This is a genomic window from Methanosarcina sp. DH2 (assembly GCF_020804225.1).
Classification (GTDB): domain Archaea; phylum Halobacteriota; class Methanosarcinia; order Methanosarcinales; family Methanosarcinaceae; genus Methanosarcina.
On sequence record NZ_WJBI01000014.1, the window covers coordinates 95140 to 121582 of the forward strand.

A 26443-nucleotide genomic window follows, 5' to 3' on the forward strand; every position below is an offset into this window, starting at 1 on the left:
GAAAGAAGGTCCGGTAAAGTACCTGCAGGCATGAAAGAGGTTAAAAATGAATCTTCCAAACCCCCATAAACAGCACCCGAGAGTCAGCAAAAAGGCATGGATATCCGAAACTGCAGTAATAATCGGAAATGTAAGCATTGCAGATGACGTATTCGTAGGGCCCAATGCAGTCCTCAGGGCAGACGAGCCAGGGTCATCCATAACAGTTCACAGAGGCTGCAACGTGCAGGACAATGTTGTTGTCCATTCCCTCTCACACTCAGAAGTTCTGATCGGCAAGAATACTTCGCTTGCTCACGGCTGCATTGTACACGGCCCGTGCAGGATCGAAGAAGGCTGTTTCATAGGGTTTGGAGCAGTTGTATTTGACTGCAATATCGGGAAAGATACACTTGTCCTCCACAAATCCATTGTCCGTGGAGTAAATATTTCCTCAGGCAGGATGGTACCTGATGGTACCGTGATCACCAGCCAGAATTGTGCTGATGCTCTTGAAGAGATCACAAAAGACCTTACCGAGTTTAAAAAATCAGTGGTCAGAGCCAATATTGACCTTGTTGAAGGATATATAAGGCTTGGAGAAGAGGGTTGAAGGTAAAGATGCTTTACCTGTCCGGAAATATTCAAAAATAACCAGAGAGATCCTAAAATATCTAGAGATATTCACAGATATTCAAAAATATCCAGAGATATTCGGAAATATCATGGAGAAAGGAAAAAGTGATTCCGATCGAAAAACTCTGACCGAAATTAAAGGTATTTTCCCTCCAGCTTTTCCAGAACCTCTTTTCCTTTATCCGTAAGCATGTATTTTTTCCAGGTCGTTTTCTCAGGAGTCAGGCATTCGATTAAACCCCTATCTTCAAGCTCTTTTAAAGCGCGGCTGATATTTTGCGTAGACCTGCTTGCTTCATGGGCAATATCCGAAGCCCTCACTGCAGTATGCTTTTTCATAGACTCCATAAGTATTAGGCGACGGTCAACGCTGATGACCCATTTCATCAGTTCATCTATTGAGTTTTCAGTCATGTTAAGCAGGTTCTCCAGTAAAAGCTTCCTACTGAGATAAGCAGTCGCATAATATTTAAAATTTAATCACTCTGTCGTGTAAGAAATTTCTGGTACGCCCATTCAAGCGCTTAAAGAAGCCAAATTTGAAGAGATTCCAGAGAACGGCAGTCAAAGAGAGGCAGATGGCAGTCAAAGAGAGGAAGTAATATATGGATTACACCCAACCTGAAAGAGTTGGCCCCAGGTTCAAAAGTTGAAGAGTTGGAAAAGTTAGAGGCTGGAAAAATAAAACTCCAAGGGCTGCTGAAAGAAAACAAAAAGCAGCCCGGACTTAGTTCAACTTATTAATTCAACCTCTGCAACAAATTATTGCTTGCTGCTCTGCGGGCCGTGACAAGCTCGTCCAGCAAACTTTCTGCATCTTTTTCAATCATCTCAATAAGTTCTTTCCTATGATTTGTAAGCTTTTCTGCAAGCTCCATATTTTCCACTGCCATCAGCTGGACAGCCAGAATTGCGGCGTTGTCCCCTCTTCCGATTCCCACGCAGGCAACCGGGATCCCGGTAGGCATCTGTGCAATCGACAGGAGGGCATCGATCCCATCAAGGGCTGAGTTAACAGGAACCCCGATAACAGGTTTTATGGTGCTCGAAGCCACAACTCCGGGCAGATGAGCAGAGAGCCCGGCAATAGCAATAAAGGCTTTAACATTGTTTTTATGAGCACTTTCGATTATTTCGGCAAGCCTTGCCGGAGTCCTGTGAGCAGATGCAACTGTAATTGTATATTCAATGCCAAACCGATCAAAGATTTCGGTTGCTTTTCTTGCGATTTCTTTGTCCGATTTGCTGCCAAGTATTATTACGACGTCAGTCATGGATTACTCCGTATTCATAGATATGAGAATGTATGATAATATATGATAAATTATTTAAATTTTTACCTCCCGAAGATTCACTAGAAATAAAAAAGAAAAAATCCCCTGAATCACACAGCTGCATAGCCGGACTACCATCCAGAGAGTTAACTCTCTTTACTTCGGAGCGATGTTCCAATTCTGAAATCCTAAAATTCCCTCGCCAGCTTATCTAACGGCTCTTCGAAAGAAAGACTAAGGAAAAAGAAGATCAAATATAAAGAAAAAGAAAAACAATAGGTAACTTGACATTGTCAAATTAACTCATTTTTGTAGGTATCACAATTTATTTCTACCCAAATTTACACCATTTTGAGAATTTTTACCTTACTATTTTTGTTTCTTATATTTTCGTCTTAATCAACGCTTCCATTATTTTCACTGTCACGAATTATTCCTGTCAAAATTGCATACTTACCAGTAACCAGAGCAAGAATCCATTTATTCTGATCCGAAATTTATTATGAACCTCTTAACCTGCTAATTCTTGCCTTCCTTCTCAGTTCATTATCTTGATTTAATATTCTTGCAATTTCCCAAGCATCGATTCTTTTCAAAGGATTATGGTATTTCAGTATCCATATGACCCCAGGAATTGAAATCTTATACATTTTGTTGAATTTTTTCTGATAGGAGATTAAAATAAGCATCGCAAGCATTACCAAGGCCATATGATGATGCCATGCATTCCAATTTCTCACCATATATTCTGCCATTCCACAGTTTCCTTTTGCATCCTGAAATGCTCTCTCAATCCAATACCTTGAACTCTGCATTTTTGCAAGTTCGTCTAATGGAGTATCTTCAGAGGCATTACATAGTGAATATTTAATTTCACTTGTTTCTGAATCTTTACTTATGAGAAGCCATAATGGCTTCTCACAAGGTAATTTATTCTGACGTCTCCAAACTTTTATAGCCTTAAAACAGACTTTTTTGTACCCTCTTTCCGTTTTTCTAACTTTGATAAGTTTCCATCCCTCAATTGAACTGGAAAGAGAATCAACTCTTGCTGATAATGTATTCAAAACCTTAAGGATAGTGGGTTTTCTTCCTCTTATTCCCTTTTTCACAGGTACCTCAGCTACTGGTTTCTCTACATAAACAAGAGTATCGATAGCTATGTCTGCAACAAAAGTTAAGCCTCTATTTTCAAGTTCTGTCAGTAACTCCGGGTTTTCACCGTAGAATCCGTCCATTGTGACATATGAAAAAGGAATACCTTCTTGTATTGCATTATCAATCATTTCAAGTCCAAGCTCATGCTTGGTTCGGAATTTTAGCTCATCATGAGGAATTTTAGCCTTTAAGCAACGTGCCTTGTCATCAATCCATTTTTGGGGGAGATATAACCTCCCATCAATCAACATTCTCTTCTTTTTCTTAAAATAAGCAAGGAAGACACCAACCTGGCAATTGTCTTTTTTTCCAAGGTTGCCACAGTACTGATGAGAAACTCCAACAGAACTATTTCCAGATTTTTTTATGCTTGATTCGTCAAGTATAAGAACACCATTTTTACCTATAGTTTGAATGGCTTTTGTTCGAACAGATTTGAGGAGATCTGCAGAACGCCAAGGAGAAGTTGAGAGGAAATGGCTTAGTGATTGGTTGTTAGAGCGTTTACAGCAATAAATTGCCATTTTTCTCATATTTTTCCTATATGGAAGAAGCATCAAACCATTAAGGTAATCAATACAGGTTGAAACCATACAACGAGTTTTAGTTTGAAAATAGAATTCAAGATTCGTTTCAGAAATGTATTTTTCTACAGAGATAGTGTTTGACTTGATAAAGTCTCTTGTTATTTGTTTCACCATCTCAAATTTATATGGGAAAAATTATACTTCATGGTAGACACGAAAAGGAAATGTGACAAAGTCAAGATAAAAACCACTGAAAAAAGCTCCATGACTTAGCGCCTTTAATGATTCAGATAAAAAGAACAAAACAGTATTCAAAAATAGTTTTCTCTAAATTTTGTTATCAGTTCGTTCTATCTTTTTTTTGAGAAAGACCGCCCTCCTTCGTCGAGCGTGACGAAAACGGTCCTGTAAAGGGAATATAGTTGTACGGATCAGAGATACCTGTGTTAGTTCTCTTGAGCTTGGCGAAAAGGACCTCCTGCTGTTGCACTTGCAGTGCAACTTCCCGAAAATCTCCGATTTCCTGTGATCCCGAAGCGAAACTCAGGAAGCAAAACTCATGCGAGACGCGATTAGTATTGCCTGATTATACTCTACCGCTCTGCACCTCTTTTTAGCCCGCCCGCATAAAACAGATTAAAAACCAAAACAATTGCCGCTCTTAAAAATTTCAATCTGGAAAATCAACCGTTTAGCAGGCAATCAAAAAAACAGAAAAATAACAAAAACAGGATACAGAAAAATAGAGAAAGTAAAGAAAAGTGAAAACAAAATAAAGAAAAAAAGAGAATTCAGGCAAACTTTGCCAGAATTGCCTTAATATCCTCAAAAACCACTTCTATATCCTTTGTGCCGTCAAGGGTGACAAGGATGCCTTTTTCTTTATAGTAGTTGATAAGCGGCTGGGTCTGCTTTTTGTAGACATCCAGGCGGTTCTGGACAGCATCTGCAGTATCGTCAACGCGCTGGAAGACCTCGCCGCCGCAGATATCACAGATGTTGTCTTTCTTTGGCGGATTGGAGATAGTGTGGTAGCTTGCCCCGCATTTGCACATAAGGCGACCGCTTATTCTTCCTACAAGAACTTCGTCAGGCACCTCGAGGTTGAGGACGATATCGATGGGTTTGTCAATTTCGTCAAGGATTGCTTCGAGGGCATCAGCCTGGGGGACAGTCCTTGGGTATCCGTCAAGAATGAAGCCTTTTTTGCAGTCATCCTCTTTCAGGCGATTTTTAATTATGCCGATAAGCACCTGATCAGGGACAAGTTCTCCCTTGTCCATATATGACTTGGCTGCAAGTCCCAGTTCTGTTCCTTCTCTAACATTTGCCCGCAGGATATCCCCTGTGGAAATCTGCGGAATTCCATAGAAATCAACCAGTTTTTTGGCCTGGGTACCTTTGCCGGCACCCGGGGGCCCGAAGAGTATTATGTTCATTCGAAGATCCCCTTTTTGTGTCCTTTTATTTGATTGTTTTCCTTTCCGATCTTTTCTGATCTATCTTTTCCAGTTATCTCTGCAATCAGAGGTTTCCGGCCTTACTGCTCCCCGAAGAAGGAACGGATCATCGGGTGCATCTCCATCATCTGCTCGGAAGCGATATCCTCGTACAGACGGTACACAATGCTTACAGTCAGCAGCAGCCCTGTACCTCCGGCAGATCCAATAGTACCGAGCAGGCTTGCAACCAGGGTAAGAACCCCAATGAAAGCTCCACCTATTACAGTTACCTTTGGAATATAGCGCTGCATAACTTTTTCAATACTACCGATGTTTCGCCTGAAACCAGGGATCTGCATTCCTGAATTGAATATCTTCTGAGCTGTGGGCTTTGCTCCCATGCCTGTGGTTTCTATCCAGAAGAGGGCGAAAATAATCCCGCCTCCGATAAGCATCACAGCATCTGCAAAGACGTGAAGCACTATCTGCCAGGTAGCCGGAGCCGCTGCCCCATAAGCTGCAAAGGACTCCCGCACAAGGGATGGAATCCAGTCATAAGGGCTGTTTATGGGAGCCAGGTAATACATAATTCCGTTCAGTGGCGTTGAGCCGCTGAATTCTCCGAGGAATGTAATTCCACGGCCCGAAAGGATGATCCCGACCATCTGGATGTTAGCCTGAAGAGCCCTGACAAGGATCATTGGCAGGACTGATGCATATATGAGCTTGACAGGGAAACGGCCCCTTGCTCCTCTAACCGCACTGTGGGCGAGAGGGATCTCGATTCTCGTACTTTCCACATATACTACGAGCAGGAAGATAATAACCGTGCTCAGGAGAGCCAGAATTCCTCCTCTGATCAGCAGGAACATCAGGCCTTCACCGGATAAAAGGAAGTCTGCACCGGTATTCTGGGCGATGTAGATCCATTTGGGAATGAGTCCAACAGGAAGCCCGTTCTCGAGTTGCCAGTTAAATATCCCTGTAACGATCTGCTGGGAAATTCCCGCAACTATGAAAAGCCCGACTCCTGACCCGATACCCCATTTGGAAACCACTTCATCCATGAAAAGGATCAGCGTGCCTCCGATAAAGATCTGGACAAGAAGCAGTAAAGTGATCACTCCCAGGCCCACACCAAGAGCAGAAGCAAGCCCCGGATCCGGCTGGATATATCCACCAAGAAGCTGCGGTAGAGCCTCCAGAATGATCATGACAAAAACAAGGAACTTCTGGGCTCCCTGAAAGAATGCCTGATCTTTGGGGTTCGAAAGGTCCATTTTGATAATGTCTGCCCCAACAAGAAGCTGCAGGACAATAGAAGCCGTGACAATTGGCCCTATACCAAGAAGGACTAAAGATCCCGAAGCCCCGGCAAAGAAGGCACGGTAAGATTCAAAAAGGTCAACAGAATCCTGAGACATCCCGAAGAGCGGTACATTTGCAAGAGCAAAGTACAACACCAGAACTCCCAGAGTCCACCAGAGTTTATCCTTAAAGTGGACGTGTTTTTCCGGACTTGCTACTGCGGGTAACTTGTTAAAAAACGGTTCTAAGGTATCCCTGAGAGTCATCGATTACACCATTCAAAATATACTTTATTTATACTGATTTAAATATTAGATTATGTTTTACCTTAAGATAATGGTATATATCACATCTAATATAAAAAGGTACTAAAAGAATGAAATAAGTAGTGTCAGAATGACACCACTTATTCGGCATCGATGCAGCTTCCACCAGCGTTTTCAATTTTTTCGCGGGCAGAGGCGGAAAACTCCTCTGAAGTGATCACAAGGTTCTTCGTGACACGTCCGCTTCCAAGCACCTTCTCGATTCCGAGATTTTCAAGGTTAATGTGGTATGCCCCGTCCTTAACTTCAGCAAACCCTTCTTCAACAAGATAGGAAGCGAGTTCGTCGAGCTCACCAACATTTACTATGGAAACGTCCCTGGACACTTCAGCAGGGCGCTTGAAACCGTGCTTCCCGTAGCTGTACCCACGCATCATAGCTCTTACGAAGTGGTGTTTACAGCCACCGGCTTTCCCACGGCCTCCGCGGTTTCCGGCTCCACGCCTGTTTTTATGGGTCCCGCCTCCGCAGGTCCTGGACCCTCTGAACTTTTTAATATCCATTTAAACCACCTTATCTCATCTTGTGCAGAAGCACGTTGATATTTTCATCGTGGTTTCCGAGTACGCCACCCTGCTGGACTGTCCTTTTAATCCCGGCATGCCCTTTTCTGGGCGGGTGAAGCCTGAAAACAGGCTTCAGTTTGGGGACATCCTTAAGGGAGGCTTTACCCTCTACAACAGCTTCGGCAAAGGCCTGTATGGAATCATAGTCCGTGTTTTCACGGATGTATTCTTCCGTAAGGCGGTTGTCGCCTTCAAGCCTTCCGCGGTTTTCGAGGACTTCTGCAAGGATACCTGCATCAATCTTTCCGTATGCAACGTAGTCCTTTACCTTATGAACCATACCCTTGTAGTGAGGATTTTCCGGCACAAACACACAATGGTTAACTCTGTGCAGGCGAAGCATCTTCATGGTGTCCTCAATGGTATAGCGCACGTTGACCTGACCTCTCAGTCTCACAACTGCATACATCTCAGACTTCCTCCTTACCGTAGTACAGAGGCAGCCTTATAACGTTGACCTGGTTAAGGGCATCGTAGGTAGCCTTTGCAAAGTTGAGGGTTGACCTGGTGGTTCCGAAAGTCTTGGTCCACACGTCTTTAATGCCAGCTTTTTCGAGCACCTTGGTTGCAGTGCTCCCTGCGGCAATTCCGAGTCCCCTTGGGGCAGGAATGAGGGTTACACTTACACTGCCTGCCTTCCCTGTAACCTCGTAAGGTACGGTATGCTGCAGCCCGCAGGCACATTCCCAGGAACCGCAGCCTCTGCGGATATAGGCAATGTTGAGTTTTGCAGCGTCGATTGCCTTGCGGATTGCAGGCCCGACCTGAACGTCCTTTGCCTGTCCGAGCCCTACATAGCCGTTTCTGTTTCCTACGATTACGGTTGCTCTGAACTTTACACGGCGTCCGGAGTCAGTCATCCTCTGGACCATGTTGATATCGAGCACCTCATCTTCCAGGTCAGGAAGCAGCATATCAATTATCTGGGGTTCCCTGATAGGCAGGCCTGACCTGATTGCTTCATCCATGGAAGCAACCTGTCCTTCAACAACTAATTTTCCAAGCCTGGTTTTCGGAACCCAATCTTGATCGAATGCCATTTAATCACCTTAACTAAACTCAGCAAAGATTTTCTCTTTGGTTGCTTCAAACTGCTCTGGCAGGTCTGAGCTCTCTTCTCTGTATTCGGCTATGTGCTCTCCGCGGATCCTCTCGTCCGATGGGAACACTTCCGGGCTGCAGGGGATTTCAAAGCCAGAATCTACAATCCCTTTAAGGGCGGCATAGACTCTTGAACCTGCGGAGGAAGCCTGGAGTCCTATATCCATGATGCCTCCTTCATATCCTTTCTGCAAACTTTTCAGCCCGAATAAGAGCCCTGTAAGATATGCAGCCGTTGTGTTTCCGGTAGCTCCTGTGTAACCGTACTTTGCAAGTTCACTCGAAACGGCTGATGAATAAGTTATGTCCCCTTCAAGGGTTGGAGCTATTAACTGGATCTGAACGTTTCTTGCACTCTTTCTGACAACCACACGGTCCTGCCTTGAGAGTAGTAATTTAAGGCGGAGGTGGTAATTGGTGCGTCCTTCTCTTCTTCTTCTAAAAGGAACCTTATATCTTGGTCCTGTTGCCATCTTCAGCTCCTCCAGGTTATTCTTTCTTTAACATTTTTTCGGACTCAAGATGAGAGTTAAGGTGGGAAACGCTTCTGTATTCTCCGCCTTTTGCCTTTCTGTAGAGTCTGCAGTACACTGACTTGTCAAGTGCTCCGTCTGCACGCAGCTCCTTGAGTCTGTTTCTAAGAGCCCGGATCTTTTTGATCCACTGTTCCTTCTTGGGAGTACGGGCTCCTTTCTTACCCTTTCTGGAACCATGCCCCTTGCAGTGCCCGTATTTACGCTTGGCAGCAAGAGCTCTGGCTCTGCCTCTGCTGACTCCTTTTACAGGCTTTGCCTTAATGGTGCCTTTCTCAATGAGCCCGCGGATATCTTCTCTTGTGATTGCGGAGGCAATTTCTTCGGATGCTTCGGGGTTAAGCCATACCCTGTCAAGCCCGCACTCAAGAACTTTGGAAGCCAGCTTCCTCTGGTTCAACAGGTCTGACATTTTATTCACTCCTTCCAGGGTTCAGTACTTTAATCCCTGATTCTTCAGCTTTTGCAAGAATGAGGGCTTTCTTTTGTGCACCTATTGTCCTTGCTATTCTGATAGCCTCGAAAGACGGGTCAACAAGCTCAAGCTCCGCAATGCTGGAAATCAGAACATCAGAATAACCCGAAGGGTGCAGGCCTTTGACTGCAGCAGGGCTTCCGTATCCTACCTGGGCAAGAGCACCTTTTGCAACATACTTTCTGCGCTGTTTACCCTGAGAACCTCTCGGGCGCCTCCAGTTGGTGTCAAGCCTTTTGAACTTGTGGCTGCAGGTTCTCTTGAAATGGGGTTTCTTCCCCTTCTGGACCTTTCTCACATTGAATAATCGTTTGGATTCAGGATCCATATCAAGGGCGGAAACTGAGGTACTTTCAACTTCTTTGAATTCTTCTGCCATCATAACCACCTTCAGGCTTTCTGCACTATGTAGATTCCATCCTGGAAGATCCTCGGATCGAACCTCTTAATCTTGGTCTTCTGTTCTATGTTTGCGGCAGTCTGCCCGACATCTTCCTTGTTGATTCCGGTGACGGTGACCTCGTTTCCGCTTACCTTAACCTTTGTCTCGCCAAGGATTTTTGCAATTCTTGGCTTCTTTTCTCCAAGGAAGTTCCCGATAAACAGGGTTTTGCCTTCAACTTTTACCTGCATGGGGAAGTGAGCGTACACAATGGACATCTTGCACTCAAAGCCTTCACTTACGCCTATGATCAGGTTCTTGATATGGGAAGCAAAGGTTCCTACCATGGCTTTCTGCTCTTTCCTTGAGGATTCGGCATCCACGAGTACTTCGCCTTCCCTTAATTCTATCTTGATTCCGGGGTACCAGAACGTTCTTTCGACAGTTCCCTTAGGGCCCCTGGCTGTAAGGACATCCTGAGAGAGAGAGACGGAAACTCCTTCAGGAATCTCTATTTTTCTTGCAATTTCCTTAACCATTTCCTGTTCCCTCCTCAGTACACATAAGCAAGAAGCTGCCCACCAATCTTCTTATCGCGGGCCTCGTACTGAGACATGACCCCGCTTGAAGTGGTTACTATAAGGGCACCAAAGTTCTTTGCTGGCAGAAACTGCTTTTCCCAGCGTTCAAAGCTGCCAGTTCCTACGGAGTACCGCGGCTTGATTGCACCGCACTTATTGATTCTTCCCACAAGGGTAACGCTGTAGATTCCGGCTTTTCCATCGTCGATAAACTCGAAATCTCCAATGTAGCCAAGATCCTGCATAACCTTCAGGACGTTGCCGATATTCTTAGAAGCAGGCCTGACAATACAGGAGCTCTTTCCAATGGCTTCCGCATTTTTGATTGTGGAAAGGGCGTTTGCAAGAGGATCAAGTAATACCATTTAAATCACCTTACGAGTATTTCTCAAAGCCCATCTCGTGGGCAATCTCCCTGAAACAGTGCCTGCAGAGGTAGATGTCGTATTTGCGGACAAGCCCCTGTTTTCTTCCACACCGTTTGCATTCGTTTACTCCTCTTCCGGACTTGTTTATTGTATCTGTCATTTACATGACCTCCACGCCGTAACTTTCGTTAAGGAAGGTGATCGCATCGTCCACCGTAACCCTGTGGTCAGCAGGGATCTTTCTGGTTGCAATTCTCCTCTTGCAGATCCTTTCTCCCGGGCGCTTGAGTACAACAGTTACGTCCATTCCGAAAACCCCGATATTAGGGTCATATCTCATACCCGGAAAGTCGGTGTGTTCTTCAATTCCGAAAGAGACGTTTCCGAGGGAATCGAACTGTGACCTGCTCAGGGTCTTTTCGATGATCCCGAGAGAGGTCTCAAGGAACTCCTGGGCTTTCTGGCCCCTGAGGGTTACCTTACAGCCTATGGGTTCATTCTTTTTGATCGCGAAAGCAGGGAGAGTCCTTTTTGCAAAGCACCTTATGACTCCCTGCCCTGTGATAGTCCGGAGGATTTCTTCGGCGTTTACCAGGTGCTGGCCACTTTCTCCAACACCCATGTGAACAATTACCTTTTCGACAACAGGTGTGCGCATAGGATTACTCACTTAGCTCACCACCAAGCCGGATTTCGGGTTTGTCCTTGCCAATAACGATTACGTAGTCTTCGATTGTTTCGAAATCGGTTTCCCCGGAAATCATTACTGTGTTGTGTCTTGAACTCTTAACTTCCTTGATATCCATAATCTTTCCGGTTTCTCCAGAGTGCTGGCCACCTATAATCATTGCAAGGTTGCCGACTTCAAACTTCAGGTGTTTTACTACCTGCTTGTCAGGAATGGAAAGAATCAGGGAGTCCTTTGTCCCATACTCGTTAGAGCCAATGATGTTGGTTCCATCATTGAGGTTAAGCTGTACTTTTCCTCCTTTGATGGTTGTCTTGTTGTCGATCCTGCACAGCTTGTTTACGTTAGTTTCGTTAAGCTTGTGGAGGGTCAAACGTCCCTTATCATCCTGGAGCATCCTGTATGCTTCATTTACGAGAGGGAGTGTAATTACATCAAAGAGTCCTACCGGGAACCTGAGATCTTTCCTGGGAATTCCGTCAACAAGGACTTTTCCTTCGGAGAGGATCCTTTTACCTTCCCTGCTGTTATCAACAAGCTTGAGAACGTCCCGGATTATGATTCCGAGCGGAAGACTGCGTGCCTGGCTGTGAGGCCCCGGGCGGGTAGTGGAGATCCACTTGTTACCTTTTCTCCCGACCTTCCAGCTCTTCGGAACTGATAATCTTTTCTGGTGTGTCACAAAATCACCTGCCTCACTTCTTAATGCTTGACGCTCTGCGCCCGTCCTTCGTTTCCAGTTTTGTGATCATGACATTGGAGGGGTTAACGGGCCTTGGGACTTCGGTGCCGTCCACTTTTGTGGAGATGACTCCGTCCACTGCAATCGTGCCGTCCATAAGGGATACGGACTGGACTTTTCCTTCAGTGCCCTTGAAGTCTCCGCGCATGACCTTTACTGTGTCGCCAGTGATAACTGCAGCACTTCTTGTGCCGTACTGCTTGGACAGTGCCTCACTGAGCCTTGCACCCATATATTTCTGCCTGATGTGGAGAGGTGCAGTGTATCTTGCCTTTCTTTGTTTTCTGGGCTGTTTGGATACCATTGCAATCGCCTCAGACAATAATGGATGCTGTAGTTCCGATTTTCGGGAACCTTTCAGCCACTTCCCTGGCAACAGGGCCTTTTATGTCCGTGCCTTTGGGGATTCCGTCTTCGTCCGTAATTACCATTGCATTATCTTCAAATGAGACATGCAGTCCATCCGGACGGCGGAACTCCTGCTTCTGGCGAACCACGACTGCAAGGAGAACCTGTTTCCTCATTTCGGGTGTGCCTTTCTTTACGGACACTACACACATATCCCCAATTCCTGCGCAGGGCATTCTGTTTTTGACACCTCTGTACTTCTTGACAGAGATAATCTCAACCACTTTAGCCCCTGTGTTGTCCACGCAGGCGATCTTGGCACCTGCATTGAGTGCTCGCGGAATGCTTGAGCGTATGCCTTTCATTTAGGCACCTCTGCTTTGACGACAACGTAGGATTTGGTTTTGCTTATAGGCCTGCACTCCGCAATCGTGACAATGTCACCGACTTTTGCGGAGATACATGCCGGATTATGTGCATGAATCTTCGAGCGTCTCTTTTCATATCTTTGATATTTCGACACCATTTTCATGTATTGCCTTTCAATGACTACCGTATTGTCCATTTTGCTGCTGACCACGGTACCCACAAGGAGCTGACCTCTTACCGGAAGTGTTCCGTGGAAAGGACAGTATGAATCGTCGCATTCCTCTGATGGCGCCGGTATATTTAATCCAATATCTCTTGCCATGAATTTAGCCCCATTTACGTAGCTTTTTAATGTTCTTGATCCGATTTTCGGGTTGTGAGAGCAGCAGGTTTCCCTGAATTTTAACGAATGTATCGGATCTGCGGCCTTTTTCTGAGAGCTCGGCAGGGATCCGGAAGATAAATTCCGAATCCGCCTTGGGAATCTTCAGTTCCCGGAACCGGGAGTTTTCTATTACAAGCATATTTTTCGTCTCGTTGATTACCCTGCCCCGGATTCCTATCAATGATGGATTAGTGGAACAAATTACCTTAGTCTCGAGCCCTATCAGTTCATGAAAGATAAGAGTCGAAGGCAGAATTTCCACTTTAGATATCATTTAGCTCGTGCTGAATTGTCTTTATCCGGGCGATCGTTCTCCTGATTTCTCCGATCCTGCCAGGGTTATCCGGAGCTCCACCTGCAGAGGTAAGAGCTCTTTCCCTGACCAGTTCGTTATTCAGGTTTTCGAGTTCGTCAGCCCGCTCTTCGATTGTCATGGTCCGGATTTCGTTGGTCCTGAGAATTGCCATTATTCCTTAGCCTCCTTGTGGACCCTTGCCATTGGATGCCAGTAGTCATAGCTCTCATGCTTATGCTGCCAGACGCCATTGACCTGCCTGCGGACTTCCTCTGAACCTTCAACATAGATAAGTTCGGCTTCTTCGGAATCCTCGGATGATTCAACCTGGGATTCTTCTGCTTCTTCAGGCTCTGCAATTTCAGCTTCTTCTACGGGTGCCTGTACAGGAGTTGCAGGAGTTACGGGAGCTGCGGGAGCTGCAGGAGCAGAAGTTTTTGCCTTTGCGCTTTCCTTTCTGGGAGCTTCGGCTGGTTTCTCAGCCGGTTTCTCGGCTGGCTTTTCAACAGGCTCAATAACTTCAGCTAATTCCTTAACTCTGAATGAGTCGGGCAGGACAACGCCAGGTTGAATAATCCTGACTTTGCAGCCAAGGGTTCCGAGCTTTTTGACTGCTACTGCAAACCCTTCATCTACGACTTCTTGTACAGGGTTTCCGGAGTGCTTTATGTACCCGTCAATGAATTTTTCGACTCTTGACCTTGCACCTGTAAGTTTTCCGGAGATTACAACTTCACAGCCAAGTGCGCCTGCACTCATGACTGCCCTAATGGTGTTGTGTCCGGCTTTCCTGAAATACCAGCCTCTCTCAATGGAAGCTGCAAGCCTGGACGCCATCATCTGGGCATTAAGTTCAGGTCTCTTGACTTCCTGAGCGTCAATCTGCGGGTTTTCGAGGTTGTATTTGGTTGCAACGTCGCGGGTAAGTTTTCTGATGACCTTCCCGGCTTTCCCGATTACCATTCCCGGCTTTTCGGAGTAGATAATAATCTGGGTGCCCATGGGGGTCCTGTTAAGCTCCATGCCGCCGTATCCAGCTCTGCTAAGCTGTTCTGCAAAATACTCGTCCATGGAGGCCTTGACATACCCGTCATTGACGAACTTTCTCTCTATTGCCATTTAGCGCACCTCGGAGAGGATCATCTCGATGTTTACAGTTTCCGTGTCTTTAGGCGTTGCCCTTCCTCTGGCCCTTGGCATGAACCCGTGAATTACTCTTCCGCGCTGGATTGCAGCGTGGGTAATATACATGTTTGCGGGCTCGAGACCTTTGTACTCGGCATTGCTCTCTGCATTTTTAAGGACTTTTAAAATCTCTTTTGAAGCACTGACAGGGTATCTTCCTCCAGCCATGGGACCTTTCCTGTGACCTGCCCCTTCGGAGTGTCTCTTGAAAGGAACTGCCTGTTTCAAGACAATTACATCTTCAAGGAATTTCCTTGCTTCAGAGACTTTCATGCCCTTAATTTTACAGCAGACTTCACGGGACTTCTTCGGGGAAATGTGGAGTTCGGAACCCATTGCTTTAGAGGTGGTTTCAGGGTCTCCATTAATTGAATAGTTGATTTTTGCCATTCCCTTTCACCTCATTTCAGCGGTACGAACTTGCTTGAACGGGTTGCTCCCACACCGGCACTGCCGTGGTTAACTTTTGATCTTGTAGGTGCAAATTCTCCGAAGCGGTGCCCTATCATTTCAGGCTGGAGCTCTACACTTACAAACTGTTTCCCGTTGTGGATTTCGATAGCTGTTCCGATCATTTCTGGGAGGATGATCATGTCCCTGTGGTGGGTCCTGACCGTCTTTCCTTCCTTGAACTCGTGAAGGACTTTCTTCTGCCCGTCGGTAAACCCGCGTTTGATGCTCCTGCGCTCTCTTGAAGGCAGAAGTTCTGCAAACTCTTCGAGGCTCAGTTCCTGAAGTTCTGAGACGGTCTTCCCGCGGTAGGTATACTCACCCTTTCTCTTCGGTAACCTTGATGATATTTTCTTTGCCATAACGAATACACCTCATCAGCGCTTCATTCCGGTCCTTCTTGCTGCAATCAGTCCGACCTTTCTTCCAGGCGGGGCGTTTCTGCTAACCGTGGTTGGCTTCCCCGGGTGTTTCCAGGCACCGCCACCGAATGGGTGGTCACGCGGGTTCATGGCAACAGCTGAAACCCTCGGATACTTTGCAGCCCTTGTTTTCAGTTTGTGATACTTTTTCCCGGCTTTGAGCCAGGGCTTGTCAACTCTGCCACCGCCGGCAACAATACCGACAACTGCCCTGCACTTCGGGTTAAGCCACTTTATGTTCCCGGAGGGCATAGCCACTGCGGTTCTGGTAGGTTCGTGGGTCACAACGGTTGCATATACTCCGGAGGAACGGACAAATTTGCCGCCGTCGTTTGGCTTTGATTCGATGTTGCAGACGAAGAAACCTTCAGGCACATTTCCGATGGGTACAATATTCCCTGGCTTGACCTCGGCATCGTCTCCGCATTCGATTATATTCCCTATTGCAACGCCTTCGGAAGCTAAAAGGAAAAGTTCCTCTCCGTTTTCAAAGGCAACTTTTGCGATAGGGGCTGAACGGGCAGGGTCGTGCTCGATGTTTATGACTTCTCCCTGAAGGGAAGTATTTTCATCCACACGGGGATGTCTGAGGTCGGCCTTGAACTTGTGAGAAGGAGCTCTGTAGGTCGGAGTGCCTCTACCCCTGTTCTGTGATATCAGTCTTTTACCCATGATCACACCTCACATAAGTCCTATTCGGGTTGCAATCTCATGTGCCGCTTCAGGCTCTTCAAATGCAAGGACTGCTTTCTTCATACCCTTCATTGTGGTCATGGTCCGCACGGATCTTACTTTGAATCCGTACATCTTCTCAACATCTTCTACGATCTGCTTTTTGTTTGACCTGGTATCAACGATAAACTGAAGCTTGTTTTCATCAAGCAGCATCATCGCTTTTTCAGTAACAAATGGATAATTGATAGAACTCATTGGAATGCGCCCTCCAGTTTTCCAATTGCAGACTCTGTCCAGACAGTAAGGCGACCTGCGTGAGTGCCCGGTGCGAGAAGTTCGGCATTCAGTGAGTCGACTGTTACGACGTCTACTCCGGAAAGGTTTCTTGCAGCCTTCATGATGGGAGAGTTTTCTCCTGCAACAATCAGGACGCTCTTTTTATGCTTGTATTTCCTGCCTCTGAGCTTCCCACGGCCGGCTCTGATGTGCCTTCCGTACTTTGCCCTGAGTACATCCTCATACAGACCAGCAGCTTCAAGGAATTCTATTACCTGCTTTGTCCTTTCGAGGTTTTCAAGGTCATTTACCGCAACAATCGGAAGTTCAGCTTCAAAGATGTGGCCCCTCAGGCTTACGAGAGTAGGGTCTATGGTTGCTGCGATTGCAGAGCGGATTGCATAGCGGCGCTCTTTAGTGTTAACTTTCTCACTCCTGTCAGTTTCCGGCTTTGGCGGGTGAGCTCTCCGACCTCCCTTTGCGTGCGGGACTCTTGCAGCCCTGCTGCTGTTTACGAGCCTTGGGACATGGGATACGCCCCTTCCGGAACCCCAGCCTCTTGCCGACGTCTCCATACCTGCATAGAGGCGTGGACCGTAGGGCTGAAGCCTGTTTGCCTGGGCTGCGAGTACTGCCTTTTTAATGAGGTCAGGGCGGTAGTCTACATCAAACACTGCAGGGAGTTCAATTTCCCCGACAGCTTTTCCTGTAAGGTCTATAGTTTTTGCTGTAGCCATCTTAGATCACCCCTGCTTGGATTCCCTGCTTATGTACAGGATGTTGGGTTCGCCAAGGTCGGCTTTTTTTGCCCTGATAGGATCTCTGAGCCTTATAAGCCTCTTGGAAGGCCCTGGGACACTGCCTTTAATCAGCACATAGTCTCCACGGATAAGGCCGTAGTTAATGAACCCGCCATCCGGAGTGACTTCCGTTCCGTCGGTTCCGATCTTGAGGATACGCTTGTTAAACTCAGTCCTCTGGTGGTATCCCATCTGACCCATCTGGGGAACTCTCCAGGAAACGCGAGCCGGGTGGAAGGGACCAAGGGTACCGACCTGCCTGAGGCTTCCCTGCCTGGAGTGCTTGCCCTTCTGCAGCTGAATACCCCAGCGCTTTACAGGGCCCTGGGTACCTTTACCTATGGTAATTGCGGCGGTGTCAACAAGTGTTCCGTTCTTGAAAATATCGGTAACGCTTACAAGGGTGCCGAGAATTGACTTTGCATATTCGAATTTGGTGCTGAGGTCCCTGGCACTGATCCCGGATTCCATGATATCCGGCACCTTTTTGGGGACACCGGTAAGGCTCTTTGGAAGAGTATAGACAACTGCCTTGACATCGCTTATTCTGCCTTCTTCGATCAGCTTTCCGATAGCTTCAAGAGCTTCAGCCTGGTTTTCTGCTGCAGGGATGGGGATCCTGCGTTTGAGTTCAGGATCAAGGTCTGATGCCCATACCTCGGCGATTGCCTTTTCCCCGGTGCTGTCTTCGGTGTAAGCCCGGATAGCTGCGACCCTTATTGCAGGAGTTTCGATTACAGTCACAGGTACGGAGATCTCCATACCCTGGGTAAGGCTGTTCTTTACGTCATCAACCATAATCACGTGGGTCATACCCACCTTATAACCTGCAAAACTTTGCAGCTTTGGCTCGCCCGTAGCTTCCGGCCAGGCCCTGAACCTTGGAATGTGGCTCTTGGCCCTCTTGCGCGGACTGAATGCGAGGGAACCTCGTTTTGGTCGGTGTATGCTTGCCATATTTCTACTCCGTAAACTTCAATTGAAATACCAGCCCCTCCGGTCGGAGCAATATGGGTGACAAAAGAGAAATGCGCTGGATTCCCCGAACGCTACCAGGTGGGGGAGGGATGTCGTTCAGACCTGCCGGCGGAAAGCCTCGAGCAGACCGGAGCTTTATGCTCCTGGTACCCTACATTCCTTCAGGCATCTGCAGATATTCGGTTCCCTTATGTTCCTGCTTCGGCAGGAAACATAGATTAAAGGACCGACCTTACGATCCTGGCAGACCCAAATCCAGGCACTCGGCCCTGATTTGAAACATATAGCAATCTGATTTTGAAACTTCAGTATTCAGTAACCTGATTTCTAACTCAGTTAACCTGATTTGAAACTTCAGTATTCAGCAACTGCAACCGCAATTCATCGAAAACCTGAAACAGTTTCGTGCGATTTTAGACGCCTCGAAGGCGTCAAAAGCGGGCGTTTCAAAGCATTGGCCCTTTGACACTCATGTTAATCCGACTTTTCTCACTGGTTTATATTCAATGCAGGAATTCTACCGCAACGGCAGAAAGCCCTTACTTCCGGAGATTTCCGGGAGTTTAGCATTAAGCATCACATTGATCTGATTAAATGTTTCAAGTACGAAAATACCTGAAACTTCACATCTCTGATGTACTTTGCCTTTAAATAGCACATCTAATATATAAAGCCTTTGCAGATGGAGGGGAAAAATAAGAAAGAGGAATCAATGGCAGGGGAGAAAAAAGATGAGAAATTAAAGAGTTAAAAGCTGCAGGAATTACACAGACATATGGAACATTATATAGAACACTATATAATACATTGAGGCTGACAGATCTTCACTATTTACCAGCACCCTGGATGGACCTTGAAGCAAAATTCCTGAAAAAAAGGTATCCGAAGACTTCCGGATGGGTACAGAGTCCGGCTAAATCTCAGGAACCTGCCTGTTTTTCATCAGAAACATTTTTTACAATTTTAGGGATCTTCCTGCCCCTGAAGTTGATTCCGCCTGCAAGTGCCACACCCTGTGTTTTCCGGACTAATTCGGCAGAGCTGCTGTCAAGGCTGGCAATAATTGTTCTTCCTGCCACCATTTCGATTCTCCCTCCTGACCCGAGGACTACTTTAAGGATTCCCTGGACCTGAAGGGCAGTAGCATTTTCTGCAACCTTTATAAGATATGTTTCAATTGGCATCGAAAAACCTGCAGATCAAAGTTTAAGCCTGGAAAAGGTACTGGAGCGCAATTGAGTTACAGGCGCCGGTATTGAGACTGCAAGGCTGACCGGGACCGACAGGTTAACCGCAGAGCCTGCCCCCGGGTTCTGGCTTATAACCGTACCGGCAGCAACAGTCGAGATGGCTTCCGAAACCGTTCCGACCTTTATCCCCTGAGCTCCGAGTAAAGAAACCGCCTTTTCAAGAGGCATGCCGATGATGTCCGGAACCAATTCAGGCTTCGGTTCAGGAGGTACTGCAGTTTGTACTTTCAGGGAGGCGGCAGTATTTAGGGAGGCAGTATTTGGAATAGCAGTATCCAAGGCAGCAGTATTTTGAGCAGCAGTATTGAGAGTAGTTCCCGCTGGAGTGGTTTCTCCGGAAAGGGCTCCCTTATTGAGAGGTTTTACTGAACTCTCTACCGAATTCTCAACCTGGGCCGGAAATTTAACTGAGGTTTCGGCCCGGGTCTGCACTTGAGTTTCTGAGGAGGTCTTTACCGGAGTTTCTGCTGAGATCTTTATCGGAGCTTCCGCATGCAGATTGACTAAAGGTACACCGGCAGAATTGTCCCCGGATACCTTAGATATGATTTCGGGCTGCGGCTTCGGGAGTGGCTCGGCAGGGACTATATTCGCCGGTTCTTTTACAACGGTTCCGGGAAAAGACTGAACTGGTTTTTCAAGTACTACTTCCTTTTCTCCTGCTGAGACGATAAGGTCAACTTTTGAGTTTGCTTCAACTTCAAGTCCTGGTTTGGGGTTCTGCGCAAGCACAATTCCCGGGTTCCCGCGCGAGAGCTGCTCTCTTACTCCACCCAGCTGGAGCCCGGACTTTTCTATGACCTGCTTTGCGCTTTCAAGCTCAAGCCCGAGCAGGTTTGGAACTTTGAAGACCTTTACAGAAACCGTAAGGACAATTGCAGAATTAACTTCGGTTTCCGAACCCGGAGTGAGGCTCTGGGCAAGGACTGTACCGGGTGTGCTGTTCGAAGGCTTTTCTTTGACCCCTTCAAGTCGGAGCCGCGATTTTTCAATGAGGGTTTTTGCAGCATCAAGCCCGAGCCCTGCAAGGTCCGGGACTTTTACAGACGAAATTTTTGATACTGTAAGGTCTACATATGCCCCAGGTTCTGCAAGGGAGCTTTCCGAAGGGAGCTGGGTTATAACCGTACCCTGAGGCATGCTGCTCTCCTTCTCAAGGATATCTCCTGCCTTAAAGCCTGCTTCAAATAGTTTGTTTTCAGCTTCTTCTTTTGAGAGCCCCACAAGAGCAGGAACCTCTTTATAAGAACCAATACCCGATTTTTCGGGAACCGCCTTTAGAGAAAACTCTATTGTGCTGAGGTTTTCAGGGCTGATGATGTCATCGGCTTTTGGCATCTGGAACCTCAGTTCCTCCCCTTCGAGAGCAATATTGGTTTTCAGGGTCACATTCATGCTGCTGACAAGGTACTTTGGGCCGGACTGCACTTTCTTGAGCCCTCTGTCCATTTCTGCAAGTGAGGAGGCAAAAGAACTGACAAGGTTTGAAGAAGAGATTACAGGCCTGCTTTTCTGCAAAATAGAAATCCGGGACTCAAGTTCTGCTTTCTCATTTGAGAGCCTTGTCACCTGCGCTGCAAGGCTGCTTTTTTCCTGTTCAAGGAAGAGTTTTTCCAGAAGCAGCTTTTCCGAACTTTCTTTATAGGCGAGGGCTTCCTTTTGAATGGATTGAAACTCGACTTCCGTGTTATTCAGTTTAGCCACAAGGCTTGAATAACTGCTCGAATCTATTGTCCCTGCTTTCCTGAATACTTCCAGGCTGCTCCTGAGATCACTTATATTTGTCATTCCGTTCCTCCAGAAAGAAAATTTCCTGACAGGGGCATTATTCCTCCCTCACCCTTGAAGATGCCGGAATGGACACTATTTTCGCTTTGATACAGCTTGAGCCCTGCACATCATAACTGTAAAGGGAGTTGTACGAGGCATTAAGGGGAGAAGCATTGAGGACAGGCCTGTAGCCCCTTATCCGGTTTTTAGAGTCTCTTTCTTCTTCAAGCTTCACAGTAAGCGACATCTTGAGCTCAAGGTCTACCTCGGGAATGTGATACCATGCAGCTTGAATGTCATACCCGCTTAGGGCTTTTTCTTCATCAATTACTATCTGGGTCTTTATGGAATTTCGGTCAAGAGCCTGCTGAGTCTCAGCAACGGAACGCCCGACTTCCCCCAGAAGCCTGGAAAGAGGGGTAATAAGCACTTCTCCGATTTCTTCCCCGTCATTAACCACAATAACAACTCCTTGAAGTAGTCCTGGAAATAAGTTATGGAAATAAGTTATGGAAATAAGTTCTTGAATAAATCTTTGAATAAATCCTTGAATAAATCCTTGAATAAATCCTTGAAATAAGTCCTGAAAAGGATATAAAAAAACACGGCAGTACAGCCAGCCTGTAAAAAGGGTATTTCAGAGCCATACCTGCCGCAACTACAGTCAGGTTCCCCATTATTTCAAAGGAGCCTTTCAGTAGTAAGAAATATTTTATCGGAGGCTTTAGTTAGGGCTGGCTGCCGCAGCAACCTTAACCGTTACCTTGGGAATTGTCCTCTCAGGGGCAGGGACAGGCCTGAGGGTTGTCCTCAGCAGGCTTGTGCCTTCTTCCTTAAAGGAATATTTAGAGCTGTATTTTGCATTAAACGTGGAGGTATAGGCAACGGTAGTTGTATTTTCAAAGCTCCCCTTGCTTTTTCCGAAGAGGAGTTTTGCAAGCCCGCCGGACTCCATACTGCCGCTGATCTTTGATTGGTTATTTAACGTCAACTACTCGTCACTAAAGTGACAAGCATGGATATCCCTGATTTCTCAGATCATATTATCCGTATGGGTGGGTGACTTACACCCCTGTGACTCTAAGATATACCTATAGTCACGTGTTCTGTGTTCGATATTCTGAGCACCATTCAAATCAGCATTAAGATCGAAACCACATGCTTTACATCGAAACGTTAATCCGTTTCTATTATTTTTAGAGATGTGGTTACATCTACAACAAGTCTGAGATGTATATTCTGGATTTACATACTCGGTTATGATTCCAGCATTTTTGGCTTTATATTCAATGAATTGCTGTAACTGATAGAAAGCCCAACTATTATGGAGATATTTTTGTTTCTTTCTCAACTTGTTATTAGTATGATCTCTGATACCTGTCAAGTCCTCTAAACCGATTACAGAAACACTATTTTCAATTGCGAATTTTACAATTGCTTTAGAGATACAATGATTAACATCTGTCATTAGACGTTTCTCTTTGCCTGCTAGCCGTTTCAGTACACGTTTAGCTGACAAAGTTCCCTTAGATTGTAATCTTGCTCTCATTTCTTTGTAGATATTTCTCTTGTTTTTGATTTCTCCTCCTGCAAAAAATTTACATTTCTTATCAGTAGTAGAAGCAACAGCGAGATAATTAATACCTACATCAACTCCCATAAAAGTAGAAGCGTTCTCTATTTTCTGGTCCGGAAGCTCTTGAGATACAGTGAGATGGAAATAGTAATCTCCATCTTTGTGTTTCACAACTTTAGACGCTTCAAATTTCCACGGAGATTTAAAAAATTGTAATGCATATTCATAGTTCTGGATTTGGTATGTGTTTCTTCCGTGACTGAAAGTAGTAATACTTACCGAATTTTCAGTTATCGTATAATCTCTCTTGTATGATAATGTCATAGAAGTAGGAGAATAAACTACTTTCTGCCAATAACTCATACCTATTTTTGCCAGTTTTACTATTGTTTTGTATGTTCCTGCTACTTGTCTTGGTATAGTACAGCTTACCTGAGATTTCAAGCCTATATTTTCTCGAAGATAAGGATATACCATTTTTTGTAATTTCATAGCAGGTATTATTTTTCCATGTTCAAAAACAACATTAGATGTATAATTCATACCTTTACTGTATTTTTGCATGGTTTCCACTAAATTAAAATCTGGATTAAGTATTTTCAATTGTATTGTTTTTGTGGATTCCATAATATCTCTGATTCACACAAATGTATTTAGAGATTTCGTGTGAAAATTATACTTATGCAGGAGTTGTTAAGATGACGCATTCCTCCCGCCACTAAAGTAACGGGAATCCTGCTTATTTATCATAAAACACTTTGTTAAAAAGATAACAAATTTACTTAAAAAATATTTGCAAAGTATTAACCTTTACACCCTCTGAACTTTTACGAAGAAAACACGCTATAGAATCCAAAGGAGAAAACTTTATTAATAAAAAAAGAAGAAAGTTAATTAAAAAATATGAAGAGTTGAAAGAGAATAAATTCTACTGTTTACAATGATACAGTATAAATTTAGAGATACACTAAAGAGGAAGCTTTCTCTTTCTTCATCTTCCCCTGAGATGCTGAAAGGCACTCAAGTTTACAGTAGATTGCCTTTTCCTCAACCTTTTTCAGGACTACAAACTCATTCCCACAAATCGGACAGATTTTTTTTACGTACTCCACTAAATATCACCCACTCGTTTTAACTTCAGTTTTCAATTAGGTTTTTTAACAGGCGGTAACTACGTATTTTATTCCCATATAATGAATTAGAGGCATAGGCGAATATTATTACCTAATTGCATTTATCGAATCTGAATATATGCCACCTTATTTATTCTTTCCCTGAATTATACTCCGACCCACTATTTAATCGTAAGATACGATTGTACATAGCTAGACGTTAGATGAGTAAATAACTTTAGGAAACATAGTTTCTGAAAATTGGTACTTAATAAGTGGCTGCTTTTGGAGAAACTGTAGAGTTTTCAAAAATGAGCTCAAGAAAAAATTACTGAAAAAAATCAAATTGCGTGCGGCCACCCTAAGGAGGCTGTCCGACAATTACTATCAGTAATAAAAGAATTCCTTCTTTTTCGATTTAAAGGTTTTAGACACCTTTATTTACATGATTTGGACTTGAAAATGAATTGTCGGACAGCCTGGGCATTATCAGAGTCTGAGTTTTACTGATTATGAGATGAGGGATATACAAAAAAGACTTGCTGAATGGGGGATCATTAGAGTATGATTGACTGTCCCTCCCATGGCTTGACGACCTGCCGGAGGGGAATACCTTTTTCATGTGGTATGTAAAATAAACGTCGTAGATCGCCTTACAGTCGCTCGGGTATCAGGGCATAAAAAATGCCTCATGGATTCTGGAAAAGCAAAGAATGATGATAATCTCCCTCAAATTATTATTGACCGCTTATATAAATCGTTTAAATATATGGTTTGATAATTTTTAATTTGGACCGGGCGCGCGTTAAAGTCTAGGCTCCAAATCAATCCATATATGAATATATATAGCCTCATTTTTAACCTGTTTTTATTTTTAACTATTGAAATCTATTTTACTGATTTTACTCTATTTATTTGAATCTATTGGACATTATCCTATATACCTAAAGTGTCTATTTGCTGTTATTCGACTTTAATATGTGTTTATTTCAAACTATACCTGGCTATTTGCAAAAATATATATGTATTAGTAACGTATATTCAAGTATATGAGTCAAAGATACGGATCAGCCCCGAAGCAGGCGAACCTTTGTGCTAAACGACCGGTTTTTTGTTTTCATTGCAAGAGAGTTTATTTATCTAGAGCTAAACGACCGGTTTGCTCGAAATGTGGATCATCCAGAGTCATTAATTATTCTGTAGTTTCAGAGAACATCGACGCGCTTCAGAATAAAGGGCATGTAGAAGAAATTACAAAGATCCTTCAAAACCAAGAGGTTCGGCAGCTAAAATTGGAACGTGCATTGGAGCTCCAAAAATCAAGTGTGGAAGAGTTGTCTAATAAATTAAAAAGTTCTTTCACTGTAGCACCTAAAAAGGTTAAGCCTGGGGATTACCCAGGGCCCCTTGTTCTTTCTAGGGATGAATTCGACAAACAGATGAGTGAATCTGGGCAAAAAAGACAAAGCCATTTGAAGGGATTTCAATCGTATAAGGAAAAATACCCCACAAGCAACGGCTGATAACTTATGATTTCATTCCCTCCTTTTTTCTTTTTTTCTCCAAGTGCCTGATAGGTAGTGTAGGGGTTCATCAGCCTCTGATTCTTTAGTAAAATGAAGGCTTAGTTTATTGATCTCCTTTTTTCGAATCTCTTTTGGAGGATTCATAAGGTCCAGAATCTTCTGGGATCTTTCGATTTCTGTAAGTACATCAATCTTGTATTTGGCTTCTATCAAATTCTCGTATTGTTTCTTTGCCTTTTCTTGATCTTTCAGGCTTGCTACTGAAAGGAATTCTTCTAACAGACTTTTAACCTGTTGATATTCGTCTTTAATTTCATCTAAACTCTTCCCTTCAAGATCTATGGGAACTACCCCGTTTTTCTTCAGAATTCCTTTATAGTCCCAGAGATTTTGTTGACTTCCTTTTTGGATTGGTCTCAGGCACAAATGACACATTAGCATCTGAAGTAAGTAATATTTTGAAACCGTTATTTTGATATTTTCATCGTTTGTTGATCCCACAACGCTAAATATAATCTTTCCGGCTTTATTAAACCCGAGATAAGCTTTAGCTTTACACGTCAAAGAACTTTGATACTTTTTTCCTCCTTTCTTCTTGAAAGAAATTGAAGCAGGAGCCGCCAACAAATAACCCCTTTGTGGAAACTCAGACGAATTCATTTATTGACCTCATTTTCATTCTTTTCTTCTTGTTCAATTCTGAACAGCATCTCAATTAGCGCCGTGTTCGCCGCATCACTTATTGAAGAAAACATCGCGTTTTCCTTTCCCTTTCCCACATACTTTGCCAATTTCTTTTTAATATAAGGGCTCACTGTGATAGTGATTCTTTCTTTCCCCGAGTTGTTTACCATATACATATCATAGTAAACAAAAGTATAAATACATTTGAGTAGTATATAATCTTTGCATACTATAGTATGCTTATAATATGCAAAAT

41 protein-coding genes are annotated in these 26443 nt (G+C 44.7%); 5 read left to right on the forward strand and 36 right to left on the reverse strand.

The window, feature by feature from the left end:
* The first annotated feature begins 46 nt into the window (after positions 1 to 46).
* The gene (locus FXV91_RS14285; RefSeq protein WP_229391359.1) at positions 47 to 592 is read left to right on the forward strand and encodes a carbonate dehydratase; all 546 of its coding nucleotides are present in this window, start codon (positions 47 to 49) and stop codon (positions 590 to 592) included.
* Positions 576 to 803 carry a hypothetical protein gene (locus FXV91_RS14290; protein WP_229391360.1) on the forward strand — a complete coding sequence of 76 codons (228 nt, stop codon included), beginning with the start codon at positions 576 to 578 and terminating at the stop codon, positions 801 to 803. The genes FXV91_RS14285 and FXV91_RS14290 overlap by 17 nt, the downstream gene beginning before the upstream one ends.
* Here the strand turns inward: FXV91_RS14290 and FXV91_RS14295 are convergent.
* From FXV91_RS14295 to FXV91_RS14305, 3 genes are all read right to left on the reverse strand, one after another.
* Positions 751 to 1029, reverse strand: a complete 279-nt coding sequence (locus FXV91_RS14295; RefSeq protein ID WP_229391361.1) for a winged helix-turn-helix domain-containing protein — start codon at positions 1027 to 1029, stop codon at positions 751 to 753. The two genes, FXV91_RS14290 and FXV91_RS14295, sit on opposite strands and share 53 nt — an antisense overlap.
* 326 nt (positions 1030 to 1355) lie before the next feature.
* Positions 1356 to 1889 (reverse strand): 5-(carboxyamino)imidazole ribonucleotide mutase, encoded by a 534-nt coding sequence (gene purE, locus FXV91_RS14300; protein WP_229391362.1) that lies wholly within the window; start codon positions 1887 to 1889, stop codon positions 1356 to 1358.
* Between the two features lie 500 nt (positions 1890 to 2389).
* On the reverse strand, positions 2390 to 3640 hold the full coding sequence (locus tag FXV91_RS14305) for an IS701 family transposase (protein ID WP_255680620.1): 1251 nt from the start codon (positions 3638 to 3640) through the stop codon (positions 2390 to 2392).
* Between the two features lie 586 nt (positions 3641 to 4226).
* Here FXV91_RS14305 and FXV91_RS14310 point away from each other — a divergent pair.
* Complete coding sequence (locus FXV91_RS14310) at positions 4227 to 4394, forward strand: hypothetical protein (RefSeq protein ID WP_229391363.1); 168 nt, start codon at positions 4227 to 4229, stop codon at positions 4392 to 4394.
* On the opposite strand, the gene FXV91_RS14315 is transcribed toward FXV91_RS14310, so the two are convergent.
* From FXV91_RS14315 to rpl3p, 25 genes are all read right to left on the reverse strand, one after another.
* Entirely contained in the window at positions 4366 to 5013 is a 648-nt protein-coding gene (locus tag FXV91_RS14315) for an adenylate kinase (RefSeq protein WP_229391364.1), read from the reverse strand. The genes FXV91_RS14310 and FXV91_RS14315 overlap by 29 nt on opposite strands.
* Positions 5014 to 5114: 101 nt before the next feature.
* Positions 5115 to 6590 carry a preprotein translocase subunit SecY gene (secY, locus tag FXV91_RS14320; protein ID WP_229391365.1) on the reverse strand — a complete coding sequence of 492 codons (1476 nt, stop codon included), beginning with the start codon at positions 6588 to 6590 and terminating at the stop codon, positions 5115 to 5117.
* Positions 6591 to 6730: 140 nt separating this feature from the next.
* Positions 6731 to 7153, reverse strand: a complete 423-nt coding sequence (locus FXV91_RS14325) for an uL15 family ribosomal protein (protein ID WP_229391366.1) — start codon at positions 7151 to 7153, stop codon at positions 6731 to 6733.
* Between the two features lie 10 nt (positions 7154 to 7163).
* Positions 7164 to 7625, reverse strand: a complete 462-nt coding sequence (locus tag FXV91_RS14330; protein ID WP_229391367.1) for a 50S ribosomal protein L30 — start codon at positions 7623 to 7625, stop codon at positions 7164 to 7166.
* A gap of 1 nt (position 7626) precedes the next feature.
* Complete coding sequence (locus FXV91_RS14335; RefSeq protein ID WP_229391368.1) at positions 7627 to 8256, reverse strand: 30S ribosomal protein S5; 630 nt, start codon at positions 8254 to 8256, stop codon at positions 7627 to 7629.
* Positions 8257 to 8265: 9 nt separating this feature from the next.
* Complete coding sequence (locus FXV91_RS14340; RefSeq protein ID WP_229391369.1) at positions 8266 to 8790, reverse strand: 50S ribosomal protein L18; 525 nt, start codon at positions 8788 to 8790, stop codon at positions 8266 to 8268.
* Positions 8791 to 8806: 16 nt separating this feature from the next.
* Positions 8807 to 9262, reverse strand: a complete 456-nt coding sequence (locus FXV91_RS14345; protein WP_229391370.1) for a 50S ribosomal protein L19e — start codon at positions 9260 to 9262, stop codon at positions 8807 to 8809.
* A 1-nt stretch (position 9263) separates the two neighbouring features.
* Positions 9264 to 9704, reverse strand: a complete 441-nt coding sequence (locus FXV91_RS14350) for a 50S ribosomal protein L32e (RefSeq protein ID WP_229391441.1) — start codon at positions 9702 to 9704, stop codon at positions 9264 to 9266.
* 11 nt (positions 9705 to 9715) lie between these two features.
* Positions 9716 to 10246 (reverse strand): 50S ribosomal protein L6, encoded by a 531-nt coding sequence (locus FXV91_RS14355; protein WP_229391371.1) that lies wholly within the window; start codon positions 10244 to 10246, stop codon positions 9716 to 9718.
* 14 nt (positions 10247 to 10260) lie between these two features.
* Positions 10261 to 10653: a 30S ribosomal protein S8 gene (locus tag FXV91_RS14360; RefSeq protein ID WP_229391372.1), complete on the reverse strand. Its 393-nt coding sequence runs from the start codon at positions 10651 to 10653 to the stop codon at positions 10261 to 10263.
* Positions 10654 to 10663: 10 nt separating this feature from the next.
* Positions 10664 to 10816 (reverse strand): 30S ribosomal protein S14, encoded by a 153-nt coding sequence (locus FXV91_RS14365; protein ID WP_048127632.1) that lies wholly within the window; start codon positions 10814 to 10816, stop codon positions 10664 to 10666.
* Complete coding sequence (locus FXV91_RS14370; protein ID WP_229391442.1) at positions 10817 to 11314, reverse strand: 50S ribosomal protein L5; 498 nt, start codon at positions 11312 to 11314, stop codon at positions 10817 to 10819.
* Between the two features lie 4 nt (positions 11315 to 11318).
* Complete coding sequence (locus FXV91_RS14375) at positions 11319 to 12026, reverse strand: 30S ribosomal protein S4e (protein ID WP_229391373.1); 708 nt, start codon at positions 12024 to 12026, stop codon at positions 11319 to 11321.
* Between the two features lie 13 nt (positions 12027 to 12039).
* Positions 12040 to 12390, reverse strand: coding sequence for a 50S ribosomal protein L24 (rplX, locus tag FXV91_RS14380; protein WP_229391374.1), 351 nt, complete (start codon positions 12388 to 12390; stop codon positions 12040 to 12042).
* A gap of 10 nt (positions 12391 to 12400) precedes the next feature.
* Positions 12401 to 12799 carry a 50S ribosomal protein L14 gene (rpl14p, locus tag FXV91_RS14385; protein WP_229391375.1) on the reverse strand — a complete coding sequence of 133 codons (399 nt, stop codon included), beginning with the start codon at positions 12797 to 12799 and terminating at the stop codon, positions 12401 to 12403.
* Positions 12796 to 13125: a 30S ribosomal protein S17 gene (locus FXV91_RS14390; RefSeq protein ID WP_229391376.1), complete on the reverse strand. Its 330-nt coding sequence runs from the start codon at positions 13123 to 13125 to the stop codon at positions 12796 to 12798. The genes rpl14p and FXV91_RS14390 overlap by 4 nt, the downstream gene beginning before the upstream one ends.
* 4 nt (positions 13126 to 13129) lie before the next feature.
* Positions 13130 to 13462 carry a ribonuclease P protein component 1 gene (locus FXV91_RS14395; protein ID WP_229391377.1) on the reverse strand — a complete coding sequence of 111 codons (333 nt, stop codon included), beginning with the start codon at positions 13460 to 13462 and terminating at the stop codon, positions 13130 to 13132.
* A complete protein-coding gene (rpmC, locus tag FXV91_RS14400; protein WP_229391378.1) occupies positions 13452 to 13655 on the reverse strand; it encodes a 50S ribosomal protein L29 in 204 nt (67 codons plus the stop codon). The genes FXV91_RS14395 and rpmC overlap by 11 nt, the downstream gene beginning before the upstream one ends.
* Positions 13655 to 14602 (reverse strand): 30S ribosomal protein S3, encoded by a 948-nt coding sequence (locus tag FXV91_RS14405; RefSeq protein ID WP_229391379.1) that lies wholly within the window; start codon positions 14600 to 14602, stop codon positions 13655 to 13657. Before FXV91_RS14405 ends, rpmC begins: the two co-directional genes overlap by 1 nt.
* Positions 14603 to 15058, reverse strand: coding sequence for a 50S ribosomal protein L22 (locus tag FXV91_RS14410; RefSeq protein ID WP_229391380.1), 456 nt, complete (start codon positions 15056 to 15058; stop codon positions 14603 to 14605).
* Positions 15059 to 15069: 11 nt separating this feature from the next.
* On the reverse strand, positions 15070 to 15480 hold the full coding sequence (locus tag FXV91_RS14415) for a 30S ribosomal protein S19 (protein ID WP_229391381.1): 411 nt from the start codon (positions 15478 to 15480) through the stop codon (positions 15070 to 15072).
* A 15-nt stretch (positions 15481 to 15495) separates the two neighbouring features.
* Positions 15496 to 16212 carry a 50S ribosomal protein L2 gene (locus FXV91_RS14420; protein ID WP_229391382.1) on the reverse strand — a complete coding sequence of 239 codons (717 nt, stop codon included), beginning with the start codon at positions 16210 to 16212 and terminating at the stop codon, positions 15496 to 15498.
* Positions 16213 to 16221: 9 nt separating this feature from the next.
* Positions 16222 to 16470, reverse strand: a complete 249-nt coding sequence (locus tag FXV91_RS14425; protein ID WP_048126218.1) for a 50S ribosomal protein L23 — start codon at positions 16468 to 16470, stop codon at positions 16222 to 16224.
* A complete protein-coding gene (gene rpl4p / locus FXV91_RS14430; RefSeq protein WP_229391383.1) occupies positions 16467 to 17228 on the reverse strand; it encodes a 50S ribosomal protein L4 in 762 nt (253 codons plus the stop codon). The genes FXV91_RS14425 and rpl4p overlap by 4 nt, the downstream gene beginning before the upstream one ends.
* A gap of 6 nt (positions 17229 to 17234) precedes the next feature.
* Entirely contained in the window at positions 17235 to 18248 is a 1014-nt protein-coding gene (gene rpl3p, locus FXV91_RS14435; protein WP_229391384.1) for a 50S ribosomal protein L3, read from the reverse strand.
* Positions 18249 to 18305: 57 nt separating this feature from the next.
* Here rpl3p and FXV91_RS14440 point away from each other — a divergent pair, with 57 nt between their 5' ends.
* On the forward strand, positions 18306 to 18491 hold the full coding sequence (locus tag FXV91_RS14440; protein ID WP_229391385.1) for a hypothetical protein: 186 nt from the start codon (positions 18306 to 18308) through the stop codon (positions 18489 to 18491).
* Positions 18492 to 19189: 698 nt separating this feature from the next.
* Here the strand turns inward: FXV91_RS14440 and FXV91_RS14445 are convergent.
* The 6 genes from FXV91_RS14445 to FXV91_RS14470 all read right to left on the reverse strand — a co-directional run bounded on the left by FXV91_RS14445 (position 19190) and on the right by FXV91_RS14470 (position 23977).
* Positions 19190 to 19453 (reverse strand): hypothetical protein, encoded by a 264-nt coding sequence (locus FXV91_RS14445; protein ID WP_229391386.1) that lies wholly within the window; start codon positions 19451 to 19453, stop codon positions 19190 to 19192.
* A gap of 15 nt (positions 19454 to 19468) precedes the next feature.
* On the reverse strand, positions 19469 to 21307 hold the full coding sequence (locus FXV91_RS14450; RefSeq protein ID WP_229391387.1) for a PASTA domain-containing protein: 1839 nt from the start codon (positions 21305 to 21307) through the stop codon (positions 19469 to 19471).
* 37 nt (positions 21308 to 21344) lie between these two features.
* Positions 21345 to 21749: a hypothetical protein gene (locus FXV91_RS14455; RefSeq protein ID WP_229391388.1), complete on the reverse strand. Its 405-nt coding sequence runs from the start codon at positions 21747 to 21749 to the stop codon at positions 21345 to 21347.
* A gap of 264 nt (positions 21750 to 22013) precedes the next feature.
* Entirely contained in the window at positions 22014 to 22280 is a 267-nt protein-coding gene (locus FXV91_RS14460; RefSeq protein ID WP_229391389.1) for a hypothetical protein, read from the reverse strand.
* A gap of 42 nt (positions 22281 to 22322) precedes the next feature.
* The gene (locus FXV91_RS14465; protein ID WP_048038466.1) at positions 22323 to 23492 is read right to left on the reverse strand and encodes an RNA-guided endonuclease TnpB family protein; all 1170 of its coding nucleotides are present in this window, start codon (positions 23490 to 23492) and stop codon (positions 22323 to 22325) included.
* Positions 23493 to 23821: 329 nt separating this feature from the next.
* Positions 23822 to 23977, reverse strand: a complete 156-nt coding sequence (locus FXV91_RS14470; protein ID WP_164477250.1) for a hypothetical protein — start codon at positions 23975 to 23977, stop codon at positions 23822 to 23824.
* Positions 23978 to 25269: 1292 nt separating this feature from the next.
* Between FXV91_RS14470 and FXV91_RS14475 the strand changes: the two genes are divergently transcribed.
* Positions 25270 to 25500: a hypothetical protein gene (locus tag FXV91_RS14475; protein WP_229391390.1), complete on the forward strand. Its 231-nt coding sequence runs from the start codon at positions 25270 to 25272 to the stop codon at positions 25498 to 25500.
* A gap of 12 nt (positions 25501 to 25512) precedes the next feature.
* Here FXV91_RS14475 and FXV91_RS14480 read toward each other — a convergent pair whose 3' ends face one another.
* Positions 25513 to 26163, reverse strand: a complete 651-nt coding sequence (locus tag FXV91_RS14480; RefSeq protein WP_229391391.1) for a hypothetical protein — start codon at positions 26161 to 26163, stop codon at positions 25513 to 25515.
* Positions 26160 to 26357, reverse strand: a complete 198-nt coding sequence (locus FXV91_RS14485; RefSeq protein ID WP_229391392.1) for a hypothetical protein — start codon at positions 26355 to 26357, stop codon at positions 26160 to 26162. Before FXV91_RS14485 ends, FXV91_RS14480 begins: the two co-directional genes overlap by 4 nt.
* Positions 26358 to 26443: the final 86 nt, after the last annotated feature.